This window comes from Arthrobacter sp. NPDC057259, from assembly GCF_042668995.1.
Taxonomy (GTDB): Bacteria; Actinomycetota; Actinomycetes; order Actinomycetales; family Micrococcaceae; genus Arthrobacter.
Genome location: NZ_JBHUYA010000009.1, coordinates 18,390 through 33,042 on the forward strand (window position 1 = coordinate 18,390; position 14,653 = coordinate 33,042).

The 14,653-nt window shown below is 68.8% G+C and carries 15 protein-coding genes; 10 read left to right on the forward strand and 5 right to left on the reverse strand.

All coding sequences use genetic code 11. From position 1 onward, the window contains the following. Positions 1-29: 29 nt before the first annotated feature. The 5 genes from ACFUCU_RS14365 to ACFUCU_RS14385 form a co-directional block, all read right to left on the reverse strand. Positions 30-437: an ankyrin repeat domain-containing protein gene (locus ACFUCU_RS14365; RefSeq protein WP_377973194.1), complete on the reverse strand. Its 408-nt coding sequence runs from the start codon at positions 435-437 to the stop codon at positions 30-32. Beyond that, positions 434-1,516 carry a YgfZ/GcvT domain-containing protein gene (locus tag ACFUCU_RS14370; protein WP_377973195.1) on the reverse strand — a complete coding sequence of 361 codons (1,083 nt, stop codon included), beginning with the start codon at positions 1,514-1,516 and terminating at the stop codon, positions 434-436. Before ACFUCU_RS14370 ends, ACFUCU_RS14365 begins: the two co-directional genes overlap by 4 nt. Before the next feature lie 22 nt (positions 1,517-1,538). Further along, positions 1,539-2,273, reverse strand: a complete 735-nt coding sequence (locus ACFUCU_RS14375) for a flavodoxin family protein (RefSeq protein ID WP_377973196.1) — start codon at positions 2,271-2,273, stop codon at positions 1,539-1,541. Positions 2,274-2,364: 91 nt separating this feature from the next. Further along, positions 2,365-2,985 carry an FABP family protein gene (locus ACFUCU_RS14380; RefSeq protein WP_290255960.1) on the reverse strand — a complete coding sequence of 207 codons (621 nt, stop codon included), beginning with the start codon at positions 2,983-2,985 and terminating at the stop codon, positions 2,365-2,367. 179 nt (positions 2,986-3,164) lie between these two features. Further along, positions 3,165-3,899: a permease gene (locus tag ACFUCU_RS14385; RefSeq protein ID WP_377973197.1), complete on the reverse strand. Its 735-nt coding sequence runs from the start codon at positions 3,897-3,899 to the stop codon at positions 3,165-3,167. Positions 3,900-4,242: 343 nt separating this feature from the next. Between ACFUCU_RS14385 and ACFUCU_RS14390 the strand changes: the two genes are divergently transcribed. The 10 genes from ACFUCU_RS14390 to ACFUCU_RS14435 all read left to right on the forward strand — a co-directional run bounded on the left by ACFUCU_RS14390 (position 4,243) and on the right by ACFUCU_RS14435 (position 14,649). Next, the gene (locus tag ACFUCU_RS14390) at positions 4,243-4,941 is read left to right on the forward strand and encodes a response regulator transcription factor (RefSeq protein WP_290255962.1); all 699 of its coding nucleotides are present in this window, start codon (positions 4,243-4,245) and stop codon (positions 4,939-4,941) included. Positions 4,942-5,229: 288 nt separating this feature from the next. Further along, positions 5,230-6,249 carry a mycothiol synthase gene (mshD, locus tag ACFUCU_RS14395; RefSeq protein ID WP_377973198.1) on the forward strand — a complete coding sequence of 340 codons (1,020 nt, stop codon included), beginning with the start codon at positions 5,230-5,232 and terminating at the stop codon, positions 6,247-6,249. A gap of 97 nt (positions 6,250-6,346) precedes the next feature. After that, positions 6,347-8,611 (forward strand): RNA degradosome polyphosphate kinase, encoded by a 2,265-nt coding sequence (locus ACFUCU_RS14400; protein ID WP_377973199.1) that lies wholly within the window; start codon positions 6,347-6,349, stop codon positions 8,609-8,611. Between the two features lie 11 nt (positions 8,612-8,622). Further along, positions 8,623-9,588: an NUDIX hydrolase gene (locus ACFUCU_RS14405; RefSeq protein ID WP_364133417.1), complete on the forward strand. Its 966-nt coding sequence runs from the start codon at positions 8,623-8,625 to the stop codon at positions 9,586-9,588. 78 nt (positions 9,589-9,666) lie between these two features. Continuing rightward, on the forward strand, positions 9,667-11,301 hold the full coding sequence (locus ACFUCU_RS14410) for a hypothetical protein (RefSeq protein WP_377973200.1): 1,635 nt from the start codon (positions 9,667-9,669) through the stop codon (positions 11,299-11,301). Further along, the gene (locus ACFUCU_RS14415) at positions 11,298-11,687 is read left to right on the forward strand and encodes a GntR family transcriptional regulator (protein ID WP_364133426.1); all 390 of its coding nucleotides are present in this window, start codon (positions 11,298-11,300) and stop codon (positions 11,685-11,687) included. The genes ACFUCU_RS14410 and ACFUCU_RS14415 overlap by 4 nt, the downstream gene beginning before the upstream one ends. A gap of 49 nt (positions 11,688-11,736) precedes the next feature. Continuing rightward, a complete protein-coding gene (locus tag ACFUCU_RS14420) occupies positions 11,737-12,540 on the forward strand; it encodes a thymidylate synthase (protein WP_290255968.1) in 804 nt (267 codons plus the stop codon). Further along, positions 12,537-13,148: a dihydrofolate reductase gene (locus tag ACFUCU_RS14425; RefSeq protein WP_377973201.1), complete on the forward strand. Its 612-nt coding sequence runs from the start codon at positions 12,537-12,539 to the stop codon at positions 13,146-13,148. The genes ACFUCU_RS14420 and ACFUCU_RS14425 overlap by 4 nt, the downstream gene beginning before the upstream one ends. Continuing rightward, positions 13,148-13,363 (forward strand): NF038396 family protein, encoded by a 216-nt coding sequence (locus ACFUCU_RS14430; protein ID WP_290255970.1) that lies wholly within the window; start codon positions 13,148-13,150, stop codon positions 13,361-13,363. Before ACFUCU_RS14425 ends, ACFUCU_RS14430 begins: the two co-directional genes overlap by 1 nt. Before the next feature lie 185 nt (positions 13,364-13,548). Continuing rightward, positions 13,549-14,649: a WXG100 family type VII secretion target gene (locus ACFUCU_RS14435; RefSeq protein WP_377973202.1), complete on the forward strand. Its 1,101-nt coding sequence runs from the start codon at positions 13,549-13,551 to the stop codon at positions 14,647-14,649. Positions 14,650-14,653 lie beyond the last annotated feature (4 nt).

Genomic DNA, 14,653 nt, shown 5'->3' on the forward strand with positions numbered 1-14,653 from the left:
GAGACTACAGCCGGGGTGGGACAGCCAGGTCAGCGCAACAGGGCGAGGATCTCACTGCGCGCGAACATGGTGGCCGCGTCCCGGGCGGAGGGGCTGCCGGCGTCGGGGTCTGCACCGGCGTCGACCAGTGCCTCGACCACGTCGCGGTAACCCTTGAAGACGGCGCCGGCCAGCGGGGTCTGGCCGCGGTCGTTGGCGGTGTTGGCGTCCCCGCCGTGGCTCAGGATCAGCCGCACCGTCTCCGCGTGACCGTGGTAAGCGGCCAGCATCAGGAGGGAATCCCCGGAGGCGGTGCTCAGCGTCGCGGGGGCGCCGGCGGAGAGGTACGCCGCCAGAAGCGGCGTGTCACCCTCCCGGGCGGCGTCGAAAAGCCCGTGCGCGAGGTCGACGGCGTCCGCGTCTGGGGCCTGCGTGGCTGAATGCTGTTCGCCAGTCATCGGGGGCTCCTGAGGAATCCGGTCTGCCGGCCGACGACTTGGCCTGCGTCGGGCGCAACCACGAGTTCCTGGGCCGCGGGGTACGTCTCGGTGCCGTCGGCGACGGTCAGGACCTGCGCCGGATCGGCGGAGCGCTTGATCACCGCGAGGGCCACCGGGCCCATTTCGTAGTGCTGGCCCACCGAGGTCACGGTGCCGACCTTCTTGTCGCCGGCGAGCACGTCACTGCCGACGGCGGGCAGCGTGTGCTGGGAACCGTCGAGCTGGAGGAACACCAGGCGGCGGGGCGGGTGGCCGAGGTTGTGGACGCGGGCGACGGTTTCCTGGCCTTTGTAGCAGCCCTTGGCCAGGTGGACGGCCGTGCGCAGCAGGTCCAGCTCGTGCGGGATGGTCTTCTCGTCGGTCTCAGCACCCCAGCGCGGACGCCAGGCGGCGATGCGCAGCGCCTCCGCGGCGAGGGTGCCGGCGAGGGGGCGCTCACCCACCGTGGCTTCCAGGTCCGCTGCGGGGACCAGGTATTCGAACCACGGCCGCTCCAGCCCGGGGTGCTCCTGCTCCGCCACGACGGCGTAGGAGTACCCTCCGGCGCCGACGTGCGGCCACGGATCCTCCCAGACGGTCAGGCGGTCCCATTCGGGGACAGCCCGGGTGCTGCCCAGCACGGCCCAGTCCGCGGAGACGTCGGCGATCTCCACCCGGAGCATGAACTTCATCCGGTTCAGCCACTCCGCCAGCGGGGCGGCCTCCGCGGCCTCGACGATCAGCCAGGTGGTGGCGCCGTCGTCGACGACGCGGGCGTCGAACTCGATCCGGCCCTGCACGCTGAGCAGCAGCAGCTCGGTGGACTGGCCCGGGGGCAGTGCCGTGACCTGCTGCGAGGACAGGGTGTTGAGCCAGCTCAGGCGGTCGGGTCCGGTGACCGTGACCACCCCGCGGTGGGAGAGGTCGACGACGGCGGCGCCGGCCGCCAGGGCGCGCTGCTCACGCAGGGGCTCGCCGTAGTGGGCGGCCACGCCGGCGTCGGGTCCGGCGGCCTCCACGGCCCCGGGGCGCGACAGCAAAGGGCTCTTGGTGCTCATATGAAGTAGAAGTCCTCTGTCCTCAGCGGTATTCCGGATTTTCGAAGCCAAAACGGGTGCCCGATTTCCAGGCCTCGGGCAGGTTGCCGTAGGCCGGGATCCCGCCGGCGTCCTTGAGCATCCGGGCCAGGTGCAAAAGGTTCCAGGTCATGAAGGTGGCGTTGCGGTTGGTGAAGTCGTTCTCCGGCCCGCCGGAGCCCTCATCGAGGTAGCTGGGGCCGGGTCCCACGGCGCCGATCCAGCCGGCGTCGGCCTGGGGCGGGATGGTAAACCCGATGTGCTGCAAGCTGTAGAGCACGTTCATGGCGCAATGTTTGATGCCGTCCTCGTTGCCGGTGATGAGGCACCCGCCGACCTTGGGGTAGAACGCCCACTGGCCCCGGGAGTTCAGTTCGCCGGAGTGGGCGTAGAGGCGTTCGATGAGTTTCTTGGTCTGCGAGGAATTGTCGCCCAGCCAGATGGGGCCGGCGACGACGACAATGTCCGCGTCCCGCACCGCCGGGTACAGCTCCGGCCACGCGTCGGTGGACCAGCCGTGCTCGCGCATGTCCGGATACACGCCGCTGGCGATGTCGTGATCGACGGTCCGGATGACCCGGGTGGCGACGCCCTGCTTCTCCATGATCCGGCGGCTGATCTGGATCAGCCCGTCCGTGTTGGAGGTCTCGGGCGACTTCTTCAGTGTGCCGTTGAAGAAGACGGCGGAGAGGTCGTCGTAGCGGCGCTTGCCGGCTTCGCTGGTCTGCGGATCATTCATGGCACTGCTCCCTTTGTTGGCACTGCTCCCCGCGTTCGATGCGGACTTATGGAAAGCCGGCGGCGGGGAGCGGTCCCGGGCAGCTGCGCTGTCAGCCGACCTTGCTGAGAATGGCGGAGGCGTGGGCTTCCAGGCCGCTGCCGCCGTCGCCGGCCTGGCTCTTGCCGGCTGCAACGTCCCACCGCCAGAGGAGGTTCCCGTCCACCAGCCCGAAGATGCGGGTGGCCGCGGTGTAGTCCTTGGAGTGGCTGCCGCGCATCACCAGGTCCGTGCTGAGTTGGATCTGCGGTCCCTTGATCTGGCCGTAGTACAGCTCGGAGATGCCGCCCGGGTGGGCGATGGAGACGGAGATATCGAACCCGCCGTCGGCGTTGCGGAGCTCTTCGACCTCTTCGGCGCTCTTGAACACGGGGACGATGTCGGCCGGGATCAGGCCGGGACCGCCGTCCTCCTCGCGCTGCTTCCGGTCGAGGGCCCAGAAGCCGGTCTCCACCGTCAGCGGGCGCAGCTTGGTGCCCTCGTCGTCGGTCAGCCACGATTCGGCCCTGTACTGCAGGTAGGGCAGGCCGTTGTGGGTGAAGGAGACGTGCTGCAGGAAGTGCTCGGAATCCTCGTCCCCGGCGCCGAGCCGGCCGCGGCCCTCCCACTCACCAATGAGCCAGGACAGCGGAACGATTTCGGGCGTCAGATCGGTCGGGATCTCAATGGGCACGGCGATGACCTCTAAAGCGACGGTTTCCGGGCAGTTGCGGGGCGGTGGTTACTTCTGGCCCTTGAAGAGGCGGTAGACCACGAAACCGGCGAACCAGGCCATGGACAGACCGGCCACGGCAAGCAGGACAAGGAAGAAGATTTCAAATGCAAGTACGGACATGATGACATCCTAACGCGTTAGTGGATGAGGAGTTTATCGATGAAGTAGGCCAGGGATCCGACGGCGGAGACCGGTCCCAGCCCCATTCCGAGGACCGCGGCGAGGTTCAGGGTTTCGCCGCGGATAATCACGAGGCGGCGGAAGCTGACCAGCACGGCGCCGACGACTATTCCAACCAGTGCCGCGGGCACCACGGCGATGGTCGAGATCGCCAGGCCCGCCAGCGGCCCGGCCAGCCCGGCCCCCACGATGCCCAGGGGTGCCACCACCCGGTCCGGCCAGCGGATCAGCCCGGCCGCGAGCGCGATCGCCGCGCTGATGGCGGCGATGAGCAGCATCTCCTTGACCCCGTTGAACCGGGAGCAGGCGATCCAGCCGGCGCCAAGGCAGGAAAGCAGGACCCCGGCGCAGGATCCGAGGGTGGATTCGAGCCGCTGCGCCTGGCCGGTGCCGCGGATCAGCTGCATGACGAACACCGCCATCACGCCGGCGGCGACGAAGGCCGGGGTCCAGGCCAGGAAGGCCGGACCCGGCAGGTAGGTTGCGGCCACCGCGGAGCCGATCCCCGGCAGCCCGATCAGCGCGGCGAGGGTCTTCTTGGCCGGGATACCCAGGAAATGCGGCCAGCCGAAGCCCACGAGGGCGGCGGTCAGCACGGCGACGGCCAGCAGGACCTCCGGGGTGGAGTAGGCTCCGGCGACGATCGCGGCGAGCCCGGCCAGGCCGATAACACCGACGCTCCAGGACTTCATGCGCTTCTTCCCAATGCGGTTCTCCCCCGTGCGGCTCTGTTGACTGCCGTGTTGGCTGCTCTGTGGACTGCGGTTCTTCCCGCGGCGGTTCTCCGGTCAATCCTGCCCTATATGAACGTTTTGTGTCGCAGCAGCGGGCGCGGCAGGCCGCGAAACCGTGCCGGTTGGAGGGCGTTTGGGTATACTCAGAGCCTCAGCTACGCTCCCCCGGCCGGCCCACCCAGGGCTGCACCAGACTTCAAGCAGGGCTCCCCACACCGGAGCCCGGACCGGGAGTCCAGTACCGGCCGGTGAAAGCCCGGCACAAACGCCCAACGATGCGCGGACACCCCTTGGAGGAACCATGTCGCACATCCTGTTATTGACGAACAGCACCGGCTCATCGGTGGACGTCCTGCCTGCGCTTGAGTTGCTCAACCACCGGGTCCACATCCTGCCGGCTGAGCCCACGGCACTGCTCGAGACCGACCCGTGCGACATCGTCCTGCTCGACGCGCGCAAGGACCTGGTGGGCGCCCGCTCGCTGACCCAGCTGCTGAAGGCTACCGGCCTCAGCGCCCCGCTCATGCTGATCCTCACCGAGGGCGGCATGGCCGCCGTCTCCTCCGCGTGGGCCGTCGACGACATCCTGCTCGAGTCCGCCGGCCCGGCCGAGGTTGAGGCCAGGATCCGGCTCGGCATTGCCCGCGCGATGCCGGACCAGGACGACACCCCCACCGAGATCCGGGCCGCCGGCGTCGTGATTGACGAGGCCAGCTACACCGCCCGGGTCAACGGCGCCGTGCTGAACCTGACGTTCAAGGAATTCGAACTTCTGAAGTATCTGGCGCAGCACCCCGGGCGCGTGTTCACCCGCCAGCAGTTGCTCACCGAGGTCTGGGGCTACGACTACTACGGCGGCACCCGCACCGTCGATGTGCACGTCCGGCGCCTGCGCGCCAAGCTGGGCGCGGACCACGAAAACCTGATCAGCACGGTACGCAACGTCGGCTACCGGCTCACCCTGGCCCGGCAGCCGGACGAGGAACTCTCCGAGGCGTAGCCCCGGCGACGCGGCGGAGACATACCGACACAAACCGCAAAAAACAGCAAATGCCCCGGACCATCAGGTCCGGGGCCTTTCCTATGTGCCGTACGGCGTTTTGGTGGAGGACATACGGGTCGAACGTATCGAGGCCACCCCACTGGTGGATCCCCCTCACATTCCGAAACAGCGATCTGTTCAATCGATCCCTGTGCCGGATGAGTTACCGACTATACGCATCCGCCGGCGATGCATCAAATCCGACGGATACCCCCACCCCGGGCCGGGGACGTATAGCCTTGCACCATGAGTCCCGCGCACCCGGAAAACTGGCCCGTACTCACCCTGCAGGGAGCTGTCGATGAGCAGCTGCTGCGCGATGTCAGGACGCTGGTGGCCGCCGCGGAGGAATCCGACGGCAACCCGCCCCTGTCCGAGCAGACGCTGGTCACCCTGCGCGCTGCGGACGCCGGCCCGCATTCGGTGATGACCCTGGCGCTTTACTCCCCAGACTATTCCGGCAAGGCGACGGACGCCGACGTCGCCGCCCCGCAGGCTGCCGACACTCCCGCCGGTCCGCACGGCAACGACCTGGCCGGCGTCGCCGTCGTGATCGGGGAACCGGAGGACGGCGCGGTGCTGGAGGTGGCGGTGCACCCCAGCTACCGCAACCAGGGCGTGGCGGACCGTCTGGTCAGCGAACTGCAGCGCGTCCGTGGCTTCGATGGCCTGAAGGCGTGGTCGCACGGCAACCACGAGGCTGCGGCGGATCTTGCCGCCCGGTACGGGTACGTCCCGGTCCGGGAGCTGTGGAAGATGCGGCTGGCCACGGCAGCCTCGGATTTGCCCGATGTGCCGCTGCCGGAGGGCGTGACCCTGCGCGGCTTCGAGCCGGGACGGGACGAGGAGGCCTGGCTGGCGGTGAACCGTGCCGCGTTCGCCCACCACCCCGAACAGGGCGCCATGACCCGGGCCGACCTGGACGCCCGGATGGCCGAGGACTGGTTCAGCCCCGAGGGATTCCTGCTCGCCGAGGACGCCTCGGGACGGCTGCTGGGCTTCCATTGGACCAAGATCCATCCCCGGCACGGCGACCACCCCGCGATCGGCGAAGTCTACGTCGTCGGCGTCGCCCCGGAGGCCCAGGGCACCGGACTGGGCAAGGCCCTCACCGTCGCCGGGATCCGGCACCTCCAGCGTCAGGGCCTGCACGCGGTGATGCTGTACGTCGACGGCGACAACATCCCCGCCGTCGCGCTCTACCGCCGGCTCGGCTTCACCCGCTGGGACATGGACGTCATGTACGCCCCGCGGACCGCCGGCTAAGCCGCACCACGGCCGCCGGACCAGGCGTCAAACGGGCTCACCGGGGTGCGAATCCTTGTAAGGTTGAAGCTACATCGCGCCAGCATTAGGAGAGACCATGCAACGGGACCACGCCGGGACGGCCACGTCTGAGGCCGGAACGCAGAACAGCTCCTCCCGGCCGGCGCGGGCCCGGTTCGGCTCCTCCGAAGTTCCCGCCTCGCGCGCCACCCAGGACCGGATCGACATCCCGGAGTTCGCCCCGAACCTCGAACCCGAGGGCGACATCAGCCCGGACCGATTCCTGGACCGCGAGCTGAGCTGGCTGGCCTTCAACGCCCGCGTCCTGGAACTGGCCGAGGATCCGAACCTGCACCTGCTGGAGCGGGTCAGCTTCCTGTCCATCTTCGCCTCCAACCTGGACGAGTTCTTCATGGTCCGGGTGGCCGGCCTCAAGCGCCGCATCGCCACCGGACTCGCCGTGCCGTCCCCCGCAGGGCTGAGCCCCATGCAGGTCCTGGAACAGATCGGCGAGGAGGCGCACCGCCTGCAGCAGCGCCACGCCCGGGTCTGGGCCGAGCAGATCCGCCCGGCCCTGGCCTACGAGCACATCCACCTGATGCACTGGGACGAGCTGGACGACCAGGCTAAGGACCAGCTCAGCGCCATGTTCGCCGAGAAGGTCTTCCCGATCCTGACGCCGCTGGCCGTGGACCCCGCCCACCCGTTCCCCTACATTTCCGGGCTCTCCCTGAACCTCGCCGTCGTGGTCCGCAACCCGGTTAGCGACAAGGAACTCTTCGCCCGCGTCAAGGTCCCCGACCAGCTGCCGCGACTGATCTCCATCGATGGCCCGCGCGCCGGGTCCGTGCCCGGCCGGGTGGCCCGTTTCATCGCACTCGAGGAAGTCATCGCCGTCCACCTGGACCAGCTGTTCGCCGGCATGGAGGTGCTGGAGCACCACACCTTCCGCGTGACCCGCAACGAGGACGTCGAGGTCGAAGAGGACGACGCCGAGAACCTGCTGCAGGCGCTGGAAAAGGAACTGCTGCGCCGCCGCTTCGGCCCGCCCGTCCGGCTGGAACTCACCAACGACATCAACCCCAACATTCGGGCGCTGCTGATCCGTGAGCTGGGCGTCGAGGAATCCGAGGTGTACTCCGTGCCCGCGCCGCTGGACCTGCGCGGCCTCTCCGTCGTCGCCGGGATCGACCGGGCGGACCTGCACTACCCCAAGCACGTCCCGCACACCTCCCGCTACCTGAACGAGTCCGAGACCTCGAAGGCGGCCAACGTCTTCGCGGCGATGCGCCGCCGGGACATCCTGCTGCACCACCCGTACGACTCGTTCTCCACCTCGGTCCAGGCGTTCCTGGAGCAGGCCGCCGCGGACCCCAAGGTCCAGGCCATCAAGCAGACCCTGTACCGCACCTCCGGTGACTCGCCGATCGTCGACGCCCTGATCGACGCCGCCGAGGCGGGCAAGCAGGTCCTGGCCCTGGTAGAGATCAAGGCCCGCTTCGATGAGCAGGCCAACATCTCCTGGGCCCGGAAGCTCGAGCAGGCCGGCGTGCACGTGGTTTACGGCATCGTGGGCCTGAAAACCCACTGCAAGCTCTCCCTGGTGGTGCGCCAGGAAGTGGACGGGCTGCGCCGCTACTGCCACATCGGCACTGGCAACTACCACCCCCGCACCGCCCGCTACTACGAGGACCTGGGCCTGCTGACCGCCAACGAGCAGGTGGGCGAGGACCTGTCCCGGCTGTTCAACCAGCTCTCCGGCTACGCTCCCAAGTCCACATTCAAGCGGCTGCTCGTGGCGCCGCGGTCCGTCCGGTCCGGCCTGATTGACCGGATTGAAACCGAGATCCGCAACGCCCGGGCCGGCATCGCTTCCCGGGTGCAGATCAAGGTCAACTCCATGGTCGACGAGGCCATCATCGACTCCCTCTACCGGGCCTCGCAGGCCGGCGTGAAGGTGGACGTGATCGTCCGCGGCATCTGCTCGCTGCGGCCGGGCGTGCCGGGCCTGAGCGAGAACATCACGGTCCGCTCCATTTTGGGCCGGTTCCTGGAACACTCGCGCGTCTTCGCCTTCGCCAACGCCGGGGACCCCGTGGTCTACATCGGCTCCGCGGACATGATGCACCGCAACCTGGACCGCCGGGTCGAGGCCCTGGTCCAGCTCTCCAGCAGCGACGACGTCACCTACGTGCTGGACATGCTCCGCCGGTACATGGATCCCGCGACGGCAAGCTGGCACCTGGACCGCAGCGGCGAATGGTCCCGCCACCACCTCGCCGAGGACGGCACCGAACTGCAGGACGTCCAATCCTGGCTGCTCGCGTCCCGTTCCCGGCAGCGCCCGGCGAGCCTGCGCTAGGGCCGCCGGTAGTGAACAGCGACGCGCTGGCAGCCGACCAGACCGAGCATGCCGGCGAAACGATCGCCGTCGTCGCCGCCGGGGCCCTGCCCTGGCGGGTAAAGAAGGACAAGCTGGAGGTCCTGCTGATCCACCGGCCCCGCTACGACGACTGGTCCTGGCCCAAGGGAAAACTGGATCCGGGCGAAACGGTTCCCGAGTGCGCGGCGCGGGAGGTCTCCGAGGAAATCGGCCTGCGGGCGCCGCTGGGCATCCCCCTGCCGCCGATCCACTACCGGGTCAACGCCGGGCTGAAGGTGGTGCACTACTGGGCGGTCGACGTCGACGGCGCTCCCCTGCACCCGGACGGCAAGGAAGTGGACAGTGTCCTCTGGTGCGCGCCGGAGAAGGCCGCCCGCCTGCTCACCAATCCCTCCGACCGCGCCCCGCTGGACGCCCTGGTGGCAGCCCACGAGCGGCACGAGCTGGAGACCTGGCCCCTTGTGGTGATCCGACACGCCAAGGCCAAGCCCCGCTCCTCCTGGTCCAAGGCTGAGGGCGACCGTCCGCTGGCCGCCACCGGGACCCGCCAGGCCCAGGCCGTGGGCCGGCTGTTGCAGGCGTGGCGCCCTTCCCGGGTGGTCACCAGCCCGTGGCTGCGCTGCGTCGCCACCGTCGCGCCCTACGCCAAGGCCGTGGAGGCCAAGGTCAAGCTGCATGATTCGCTCACCGAACACCTGCACAGCCGCAGCCCGCACAAGACTGCCAACGTGGTGGAGGGCCTGTTCGACAAGGAACGGCCGGTGGCGCTGTGCACGCACCGCCCGGCGCTCCCCACCGTGTTCGCGCAGCTGGGCAAGCACATGAACTCCCGGCTCCGCGCCCTGCTGCCGGAGTCGGATCCGTATCTTGCGCCGGGCGAACTCGTGGTCTGCCACGTCTCGCGGGCCAAGGGCAAGGTCATCGCCGTGGAGCAGTTCCGCCCGTTCGACGACTAGGTCCTTGACCCCGGTTCCCCGCCCGCCTAGTTTGTATCAACTGATTGATACAAACTAGGCGGATCATTGGGGGATCTTATGCCGGGCCTTCTGTACGTGCCATCGATGCTGGTGGTGGGGCTCTCGCTGGGCGCCATGGTGGTGTACATCGTGCTCCGTTGGGTGAGCCACGATCCCGCCACCGGAACGTCGGCCGCATCGCTGTCCAATCATGCGCTCTGGGTGGGGATCATCGGCTGGGTTGCCAGCTCGCTTCAGGGCGCGATGAACCTTGGCATCATCCCGGCCAATCCCTCGGCGGCGCCCTATCCCAGGGTTACAGAGGCCGTCGTTCTAGCCCTGGCCTGGCCGGTCCTGGGCTGCCTCGCGGTGCACGCCGTGGGCCAGCTCAGCTACCCCGGGCCCCAGCAGGCGCGACGGCGGACGGTGCTCTCCGTTCGGCGGATCCGGGATTTCCTGCCGCGCCGCCTGGCGCTGGTGACGGGCGGGATTTTCGTAGCGGCCGGCGCGTTGATCGCCGTCGTCGCGATGCTGCCGGGCTTCGACGCCGTCCCGGCCGTCACCGTGAACGACGGATCCGTCCCCCTGCACTTGGGGGGCCGCGACGGGCGCATCCCCGGACTGGAACTGGCCGCCTGGCTCGGCGCGGCCCTGGTGGTCCTGGCCGGCGGCACTGTGCTGGTGCTCCTTCTCATCGCCGGCCGCCGTCAGCTGGAGGCCCTCGACGCCGCGGACAATGCGACGCTGCGCAGCATCGCCATGAACCGCCTGCTCAGGACCGTCGCCACCATCGCCGCGGGCCTGGGCGTCATCGCGGGCAACTACGCGACACACCCGGATCCGGCCGCCGTTTCCACGGGGTGGGTCAATCCGGCCGGACTGGCCGGCATGGCGGTGTTGCTGGTGATGTTCTGCTGGCGGCCGCCCACGCTGGCGGCGTCGCTGCTCGGACCCGATAACCGTCCGGTTGAGGGGCTGCGATCCGGCCAGCATCCGGCGGCGCGATTGCTGTCCTCGCTCGGACCGCTCCACGCCGCTGCTGCCGGGTTGCCGCTGGTGGTGGGGGCATTCGTCCTCTCCGGTCCGGCTGCCGAAACCTTCGAGCTGGGCTGGGCCGTCTTCGCCACCGTCGCCGCGGTTGCCTCATCGGCCGTCCTGGCCGCCGGGGAGCTGGTGCTCCGGCACAACTACGGCGACGCCGGAGTCCCCCGCAGCCAGCCACGCCGGACCGTCGGCCCGGCGATGCTGACCACGGCAGTCCTGGCGCTCGTCGCATTCCTGCTGGCCTTGGCAATCACGGCCATCGGTCAGAGTTCACTCGGCGGTGCGGCGGACTGGCTGCCCATCGCGGGGCTGGCGGCTGTCGGTGCGGCCGCCTCCCTGCCGGTCGCACTTCTCGCCCGGTTCCGGCGAAGCGTGCCCAACGGGCCGGACGCAGCGCTCCGGGCCGTCACCGTGCACCGGGCCGTGAGGACCCTGTCGTCGCTCCTCGCCGCGTTGACCGCCGCCTTGCTGATGACCCAAACCCCGGCATGGGCTGCGGTCTTCGCGCCGGCCGGGACCGGAGTGCCTTTCGGGTACTCCGTCGGTGAGTGGTGGCCCGCATCCCTGGCGGGAGGCGTCTTCGTTGCTGCCGCCATCGTCATCGCCATCGTGCCCGTCCGTCTTCCGCACCGAGGTTTCGTACGTCCCACCCCACAGCCGGCCGCATGACCGCAGGACTTTCCATCGATCTCCGCTCGGCAGTTCCCCCGTTCGAACAAATCCGGGCGCAGATTGCGGCGTTGATCTCCGCCGGTGCACTCGAGCCGGGGGCACACCTCCCGACCGTGCGGCGGCTGGCGGCGGACCTGGGCATCGCCGCGGGTACGGTCGCCCGGGCGTACCGGGAATTGGAGCACGCCGGCCTGGTCGAGACGGGCCGCCGGAAGGGGACGACGGTGGCAACCTCACTGCCACCGGGGGCCAGCCCGGGAGGCGCCGGCGTCGAGGTGGAGCAGGCTGCCGACCGCCTCATCGCCGCTGCCCGTTCTGCCCATCTGGACGATGCGGCAGTCCTCGAGCTGGTGCGGGGCCGGCTGTCCGGCACCTTCGACTAGGATTGACCGCCGGACACCGCCGCAGGACTCCGGTCAGTAGACTGGTGGGGTGAGCATCCCAACGCCCTACGAAGACCTGCTTCGCGACGTCCTGGAGCACGGCACCCACAAGTCCGACCGCACGGGGACCGGCACCAGCAGCGTCTTCGGCCGACAGCTGCGCTTCGACCTCGCCGACAGCTTCCCGCTGATCACCACCAAGCGGGTGCACTTCAAGTCGATCGCCGCCGAGCTGCTCTGGTTTCTGCGCGGCGACAGCAACGTGAAGTGGCTGCAGGAGCAGGGCGTCACCATCTGGAACGAATGGGCCGACGCCGACGGCGAGCTGGGCCCGGTTTATGGCGTGCAGTGGCGGTCCTGGCCCACGCCCGAGGGCGGCCACATCGACCAGATCGCCGAACTCATTGACAACCTCAAGAGCAACCCGGACTCCCGCCGGCACATCGTCTCCGCCTGGAACGTCTCGGAGCTGAAGAACATGGCGCTGCCGCCGTGCCACGCGTTCTTCCAGTTCTACGTGGCCGACGGCAAACTCTCCTGCCAGCTGTACCAGCGTTCGGCGGATCTCTTCCTCGGTGTCCCGTTCAACATCGCCTCCTACGCCCTGCTGACCCTGATGGTCGCCCAGCAGACCGGGCTGGAACCCGGTGAATTCGTCTGGACCGGCGGGGACGTGCACATCTACGACAACCACGTGGACCAGGTCCGCACCCAGCTGGAACGCGAACCGTACGAGTACCCGACGCTGAAGCTCACCCGAACCCCGGCGTCGATCTTCGACTACACCCTTGAGGACTTCGAGGTGGTCGGCTACCGGCACCACCCCACGATTAAGGCCCCGATCGCCGTATGAGCACCGATCCCCAGCAGGGCAACACGGCGGCCGCCCCCGCCGAGCCCGGCGGCTTCACCGACCAGTTGCACGGCAGCCTCACCGGCCTGGGCCTGGTCTGGGCGCAGACCAGCACCGGAGTGATCGGCCAGGGCGGCACCATGCCGTGGGAGCTGCCCGAGGACATGCGGCACTTCAGCCGGCTCACCGCGGGGCACCCGGTCATCATGGGCCGGAAGACCTGGCAGTCCTTCCCGGCCAAATTCCACCCCCTGCCCGGCCGGGCCAACATCGTCATCACCAGGCAAGACGGCTGGGGCGACACCCCCGAGGCGGAGGGCGCCCTGGCCGTGGCATCCCTCGATGAGGCGCTCCTGGAGTCCCAGTTCGCCCCCGGCCCGGAGATGGTCTGGGTGATTGGCGGCGGGGAGATCTACGCGCAGGCCCTGGACCTGGCCGACGTCGCCGTCGTCACCACCATCGACACCGCAGCCGAAGGCGACACCTTCGCCCCCGAGCTCGGCTACGAGTGGCGCGCGGAAACCAATTACCCGGCCGACGGCTGGCTGACCGCCGCCAACGGCACCCGCTACCGGATCACCCTCTGGCGCCGTACGGAGGCCAAATAATGCTGCGTAAACCCGAAACCCTGTTCGTCCTGGGCTACATGTTGCTGCCGCTGCTGGCGCTGCTGTCCGCGATCGTGGGACTGACCATGATCCTGGGCGGCAACAAGATTGCCGGGGCGATCGTGCTCGTGATTGTCACCCAGGTGTTCGCCTTCGGCGCCATGTTCGCGCTGCGGCGGCGCAAGAGCGCCCTGCTGGCCGACGACGGCGAGTAGCGGGCGCCTTCGCCCGGCGGACCCGGATGGGGAGAGCACCCCATCGCGGCCTGCCGGCAACCGGGTTAGATTGGGGCGGTCCGGTTCACGGGTCCCCCTCGCTGAGGTGGACAGCGGCCGGGGGAATACGTGGGAGTGCGGCGGCGGCACAGTAGGCTGGTGCCCGACAAAGGGGGATGTACATCGTGGCAGGTAACGTGTGGGGCGCCGACGTCGCCCAGCTGCGCATGCTGGCGCAAAGCTTCGGACAGACTTCGGAGACGCTGCTGCAGCAGTCGACGGCCCTGACGGCGGCCATCAACAACAACACGTCGTGGAAGGGTGCGGACGGCGCGCGCTTCACCTCGGAGTGGAACGGCAGCCACCGCGCCCTGATCCAGCAGACCGCCCGGGCGCTCAAGCAGCAGTCCAGGCAGTTGCTGACGCAGGCCGACGAGCAGGAGAAGGCCAGTAACGCCAAGGCCGGGTCCGGCGGCGGCCCGCTGGGTCCGCTCGGCCACGGTTCCGGCCCTGGGGCGTGGGCTGTGGCCGGAGGCATCCTCGCCGGCGGCGCCGCGGGACTCAAGACGTTCATGGGAATCCAGAAGAACATCAAGACCCCGCTCACCTTGGCCAAGACCGTCGGGCAGTACGGCTGGGTACTGAAGAACCAGCGCGCCGAACTGGTGAACGCCCTCTTCACCAAGGGCAGGCACCGGCTGGGCGGGCCGGGCTTCGAGATCCGCAACCTCTGGCAGACCACAGCGGGCAACAAGACCCTTGAAGGGCTGCTCAAGGATTCCTCCAAGGCCAGCCGCACCCTCAACGCGATCGACAAGGCCTCGGACGCGGCGTCGCTGAAGAACCTCAACAACTTCATCAAGCCGTTGGACAAGCTCGGCGGTTTCATCGCGGAGAAGCCCTGGCTCGGCAAGGGCACGAGCCTGGAGTGGCTCGGCAAGTCCGGCATCGCCCGCGGCCTGGGTTGGGCCGGCGTCGGCTTCAACACGTATGACTCGGTCGCCAAGTTCGCCGACGGCGACATCAAGGGGGGCGCGGCCAGCGCCGGCAAAGCCCTTCTCGGCGTCGGCTGCTTCCTTCCCCCGCCCGCCGGCACCGTTTGCCAGGTGGCCAGCGTGGGAATCGCGGTCTACGAGAACTGGGACACCATCACCAGCGTGGGTAAGGACATCGGTGAGGGTGTGGTCAATGCCGTGAAGGACCCCGGCAAGTTTGTCAGCGACACCGCCAACAACGTCAAGAATGCAGGAAAGTCCGTGGCCAAGTTCTTCGGCTTTGGAGATTAGGAGA